Genomic DNA, 5,487 nt, shown 5'->3' with positions numbered 1-5,487 from the left:
GACCGCAGTGGAAATCAACTTTTCTAGTATTACTTCTATTTTAAAAGAAAAAAGACTGTAGGCAAACACCAAAAATTCCTGGTGTTTGTCTACAGTCTGAGCCATCCATTAAGCTGGATGGCTTTTTTTATCAAAAATTAAATACTCGTTACGAAGAGAAAGATTCTCTCGCATAATAAACTATATTGGTGACACACTACTTTTCAAGTGGAGGTGTCCAATTCATGAATATGGATGAATTTTTCGAGTTTAGTTTTTGGGAAATGATCATTAGAGCAACGATTGCTTTTGCTGTGCTCTTAGTATTGGCAAGATTGATGGGGAAAAAACAAATATCACAATTGACATTTTTCCATTACGTTACAGGAATTACAATCGGTTCAATTGCGGCGGATATTGCAGGGGAATCGGAAACGCCTTTTATGAATGGTTTAATTGCAATGATTTGGTGGGCATTGTTAACTTTGCTCATGAATTATATTGCTCTCAAATCGAAAAAAGCGAGAGTGTTATTGGATGATACACCATCGATTCTCATTCACGAAGGTCGACTGAATGAACAGGAAATGAAAAAAGTAAGAATGACTTTGAATGATTTAAATATGATGCTTCGGGAACAAAGCGTTTTTTCTGTCTCAGATGTAAATTATGCGATTCTCGAAACGAACGGCAAACTAAGTGTATTGAAAAAGGCGGGGCAGGAAGCGGCCACTAAAACAGATGTGAAAGCCTCCGCAAAAGATCCGAAATATATTCCAACTGAGATCATTTCCGATGGGAAATTGATTCAAAAAAATTTAACGGAACTTAATTTAACGGAAGAATGGGTCATGAAACAGTTGAAAAAGAAAGGCATCGGCCAAATCGATCAAGTTTACTATGCAGAAGTATATGGTGATGGAAGCTTATTCGTCGATGAAAAAGATGATTGATCGTTATCCGATAGGGACCGCAGGAAGCATTGAGACGCCTGACTCAATTGCAGCTTTACTTACAGCCTTCGACACTTCTGTGACAACTCGTTCGTCGAATGGGTCGGGAATAATAGTATCTTCGCTCAGTTCCATATCCGTTACTAAAGAGGCGATAGCGAAAGTCGCTGCCATTTTCATATGCTCATTTATTTCCTTTGCTCGTACATCAAGCGCCCCTCTAAAAATGCCAGGGAATGCCAAAACATTATTCACTTGGTTCGGATAATCGGACCTGCCGGTTGCAATAATGCGTGCACCATATTCCTTGGCAACAATCGGCATAATTTCTGGAACCGGATTGGCCAAGCCGAATATAATCGGATTTTCTGCCATACTTTGGACCAGCTCTTTCGTCAATAAATTCGCTACGGAAACACCAATGAATACATCTGCATCCGAAAGGGCATCTGCCAATGTACCGGTTAGATCGGTTGGGTTTGTCATTTGGGCAATTTCTGTCTTTATGTGATTCATTCCATAGGGACGATTGTTGTAGATCACTCCTTTAGAATCGCAAATTGTAACATGGTTGCATCCGAGGTTCAAAAGTTGCTTTACGATTGCAATTCCTGCTGCACCAGCTCCATTGACAACGATTTTAACATTGCTGACCGATTTATTGACGATTTTTAAAGCATTTAATAGCCCCGCAGCAACGACGATTGCTGTGCCATGCTGATCATCGTGGAATACCGGTATTGCACATTCTTTCTGTAAGCGCTCCTCTATTTCAAAGCATCGGGGTGCTGATATATCCTCTAAATTAATGGCACCAAATGTAGGGCTTATTTTTTTGATTGTGTCCACGATTTCGTCGATGTTTTGTGTAGAAAGGCAAATTGGAAAAGCATCTACGTCGGCAAACTTTTTCAACAACAATGCCTTTCCTTCCATAACCGGCAGAGCCGCTTCCGGTCCAATATCGCCAAGGCCTAATACGGCACTGCCATCCGTTACAACAGCCACTAAATTACCTTTAATTGTGTAGTCATACACACTCTCCATATTTTTCGAGATTTCAATGCATGGTTCAGCAACACCCGGAGAATAAGCGAAGCTTAAATCCACTTTATTCTCCAAAGGGACAGTTGAAATGATTTCCATTTTTCCCTTGTGAAGCCTATGCATTTCAAGCGATGAATGATACCCTTTATTCAAATTATCCACTCTCCTTTTGAATTTTTGGAATATAGTTATAAATTATTACCACATTCTACTGAAATTGCAATAGCGAATAGTAAGTCAAGTCGTAAAATTATGTTTATTTAAGCGTTTACATTCCTATTGTAATAAGCTTGCTGGTAATGAAAACTTTTTTTGCAATGGCTTTGCACATATGTTAATATGAATGACAGTCATTCATTGTGAAGGGAGATCATTAAATGGATAAAAAAAGCAAGATTGTCCTATCGGCTATAGAAGTTTTCAGGCAAATTGGCATAGAGAAGACAAAAATCTCCGATATTGTAAAAGCAGCGGGAATTGCTCAAGGTACATTTTATTTGTATTTCCCTTCAAAATTATCATTAATGCCGGCTATAGCGGAAGTAATGGTAGAAAAGACAATGGAAATTGTCAAAGATCAAGTGGATGAGCAACAAGACATTTCTGTGCAAATGAAGCAACTGATCGATGCAATTTTCAAAGTGAATGAGGAGTACCATGAAATCCAAGCGCTTATTTATTCGGGACTTGCTTCTACTGAACATTTGAAGGAGTGGGAAACTGTTTATGCGCCATTTTATAATTGGATTAGCGAAGGATTGAAAAAGGCGAAAATGGAAGGGAAGATTCGCCAGACAATTCAGCCAGACAGAACTGCAAAGCTGATTATAGGACTTATTGAATCGGCTGCAGAGCAAATTTATCTATATGATGTGAATAAAGAAGACGAGGCGAAAATTCAAAAGGCAGAGGTATATGAGTTTTTAAAACATGCCTTATCAATTGGTTAAGTTTTTTCACATTAAAATGAATGACATTCAGTCATAATTAGGAGTTTTATTATGAATAAATCATGGATCTATGTGGGTTTAACAAGTTTTTTCGAATTAGTATGGATTTTTGGGTTTAACGTAGCAAGTGTGTGGTGGCATTGGATTCCGATTGTAATTTTCATTTTCATCGATTTTCATTGCTTGGCGAAAGCTTGCGAAAATTTGCCGACTGGCACAGTGTACGCTATTTTTGCCGCTATTGGCACAGTCGGTACAGCTTTAATGGACGTGTTCTTCTTCGGTGAAAGTTTAAGTGGCGGGAAAATATTGTTCATTGCCATTTTAGTGATCGGCGTCATCGGGTTGAATTTATCCGATGCCCGAGAGAATAAAACTGAGAAAGGAACTGTTCAATAATGGGTTGGCTATATGTAATAGCAGCGTCAATCAGTGAATTTATAGGAGTCATTGGATTAAATCAGTATAGTGAAAAGAAAACTCTATGGCATGCGCTTCTTTATGGAGGAGGATTTGGGGGCGCTTTTGCTTTTTTATATTTTTCATTCAACTACTTACAAGTGAGCACTGCATATGCCGTTTGGATCGGGGTCGGTACAGCAGGTGCAGTATTCATAAATATGGTGTTTTTCGGTGAGTCGAAAAGCTTCGGTAGGATTTTCAGTGTAATGCTCATTATTATCGGCGTTGTCGGATTAAAAGCACTATCGTAATAAAGCCTGAATTTGTCAAATGAGCAATGTTTAGTGGATAATGAACAAAGTGAAGGAGGTTTTAGTATGAAGAATAAAGATCGTTCCTTCAGCTATCGTGCTACCGAAGAGAGCGAACTATTGCCTTTATTGCTAAACATCATATCCAATAAAAGCCGAAATTCGATTAAATCTATTTTAGCAAGAGGACAAGTTTCTGTAGATGGACAATCGATTACAAAGCACAATTATCCTGTCCAGGCTGGCCAGTTAGTGGAAATAGTGGACAATCGGGCGGCTATTGGTGAAAGCAGCTTATCAGGAATTTCGATTCTTTTTGAAGATGAAGACATACTTGTCATAGAGAAGGAAGCAGGTTTGCTTACGGTGGCAGGTAAGGATAAAAGTGAACGCACGGCTTATAGTGAATTGATGAATTATGTGAAGCAAATAAATCCGCGCAACCGCATTTTTATCGTTCATCGTTTGGATCGCGATACATCAGGCGTGCTCATTTTTGCAAAAAGCGAAGAGGTTAAAAAACAGCTGCAAGATAATTGGGATGACGTTGTAAAGGAACGTTTGTATACTGCGTTAGTGGAAGGGAATTTGAAAAAGGAAAAGGGTACAATTCAATCCTATCTGAAGGAAACGAGGACTTATAAAGTATACTCAAACCCGACAGATAATGGGGGACAGCTATCGATAACCCATTTCCGTAAAATTAGAGGGAATCGACAGTTCACTTTAGTTGCAGTTGAACTCGAAACAGGAAGGAAAAATCAAATACGAGTTCATATGCAAGACATTGGACATCCGGTTGTGGGCGATAAGAAGTATGGTTCTACAGTCAATCCGATCAAACGATTAGGATTGCATGCGACTGCTTTGACAATACTTCATCCGCGGACAGGTGAAATTATGCGTTTTGAATGTGAAGTACCTACAAGTTTTGTGAAAAAATCATTATAAATAGCAGAGGAAGCTCTCCGGAACATCCGGTGCTCCTCTGCTTTTTTATTGCGCATTTGCATGTTTGTTCAGCGTCATTATTGGATCTGTTGGTTTGGTAATCCTGGCTGGCCAGCAGTTGCATATGAGTTGAGCACTTGCTGCATATCTTGCTCTGTAAGCTGCGGAACTTGATAGTAATGATGTTTGTTTTGGTATATCGATAACTCATACGCCATTTCAATACAGTTTGGTACTGAATCGGCTAATACCCGTCTGACAACCGGATTTGTCGTTTCGAGTGCAGCGGTCGTCTTCGCGGTTGCAGAAGTTTTCGCTGCGCCTAAAAGAAATCCTGATATCATTTCATCAGTAATTTCATTAGCGTTTTGGATCGGCTTTTTAGGCTGTGAAGGCTTCATTCCATAAATGAAATCATTTCCTGTCTTCATTTTGTACGATCCAGTTGGATGAGATGGATCTTTACCGGTTTTAAAACATTCGACAGTAATATTGTACTCGTCTAATGTGAACCGATATTGGCGATCTAAAATGTCGAGTAGCTCGGGGTCTTTTACATGGGGACGTAGAATCATCGCCTGATTTAGTGCGGCAATTGTTCCAGACAACACTTCATGGACATCGAATAATTCATGTCCGCCGTGGTTCATTTGAGGCGGCACTTTTCCGGTTTGCATATTTTGATGCGTTTCACCGAATTGATTTTGCATGAATGTATACCCTCCTTATGATGACTTTCAAAATCGTATGTAGTATGGCTATTTAACGAAGCATTATGCACAATTTTAGGGTTCTAAATCAAATGTTGGGGTGATGTGATTTGCACGTCACCCTTTTACTTAGGTACCGCTGAGTAATGTTGATTTGCGCTACAGGGCGGACGCTTTCCGCCGG

The 5,487-nt window shown here is 39.4% G+C and carries 7 protein-coding genes; 5 read left to right on the top strand and 2 right to left on the bottom strand.

The features are described 5' to 3' along the window. Nucleotides 1-230: 230 nt before the first annotated feature. Nucleotides 231-932 carry a DUF421 domain-containing protein gene (locus ACFQ38_RS11790; protein ID WP_336822184.1) on the top strand — a complete coding sequence of 234 codons (702 nt, stop codon included), beginning with the start codon at nt 231-233 and terminating at the stop codon, nt 930-932. Nucleotides 933-935: 3 nt separating this feature from the next. Here ACFQ38_RS11790 and ACFQ38_RS11785 read toward each other — a convergent pair whose 3' ends face one another. After that, the gene (locus ACFQ38_RS11785; RefSeq protein ID WP_381481063.1) at nt 936-2,102 is read right to left on the bottom strand and encodes an NAD(P)-dependent malic enzyme; all 1,167 of its coding nucleotides are present in this window, start codon (nt 2,100-2,102) and stop codon (nt 936-938) included. 254 nt (nt 2,103-2,356) lie between these two features. Between ACFQ38_RS11785 and ACFQ38_RS11780 the strand changes: the two genes are divergently transcribed. The 4 genes from ACFQ38_RS11780 to ACFQ38_RS11765 all read left to right on the top strand — a co-directional run bounded on the left by ACFQ38_RS11780 (nt 2,357) and on the right by ACFQ38_RS11765 (nt 4,593). Next, nucleotides 2,357-2,929 (top strand): TetR family transcriptional regulator, encoded by a 573-nt coding sequence (locus ACFQ38_RS11780; protein ID WP_336822141.1) that lies wholly within the window; start codon nt 2,357-2,359, stop codon nt 2,927-2,929. Nucleotides 2,930-2,980: 51 nt separating this feature from the next. Further along, entirely contained in the window at nt 2,981-3,328 is a 348-nt protein-coding gene (locus ACFQ38_RS11775) for a DMT family transporter (RefSeq protein ID WP_336822142.1), read from the top strand. Beyond that, nucleotides 3,328-3,642, top strand: coding sequence for a DMT family transporter (locus ACFQ38_RS11770; RefSeq protein WP_336822143.1), 315 nt, complete (start codon nt 3,328-3,330; stop codon nt 3,640-3,642). Before ACFQ38_RS11775 ends, ACFQ38_RS11770 begins: the two co-directional genes overlap by 1 nt. Nucleotides 3,643-3,708: 66 nt before the next feature. Continuing rightward, nucleotides 3,709-4,593: an RluA family pseudouridine synthase gene (locus ACFQ38_RS11765; RefSeq protein ID WP_381481059.1), complete on the top strand. Its 885-nt coding sequence runs from the start codon at nt 3,709-3,711 to the stop codon at nt 4,591-4,593. A 77-nt stretch (nt 4,594-4,670) separates the two neighbouring features. Here the strand turns inward: ACFQ38_RS11765 and ACFQ38_RS11760 are convergent, their stop codons facing one another. Further along, on the bottom strand, nt 4,671-5,303 hold the full coding sequence (locus tag ACFQ38_RS11760) for a spore coat protein (RefSeq protein ID WP_336822145.1): 633 nt from the start codon (nt 5,301-5,303) through the stop codon (nt 4,671-4,673). Between the last annotated feature and the right edge of the window lie 184 nt (nt 5,304-5,487).

Source organism: Sporosarcina contaminans (assembly GCF_042679045.1).
Lineage (GTDB): Bacteria > Bacillota > Bacilli > Bacillales_A > Planococcaceae > Sporosarcina > Sporosarcina contaminans.
Note: the sequence above shows the minus strand (reverse complement) of the source record. Positions and strands in the feature narration are given on the sequence as shown.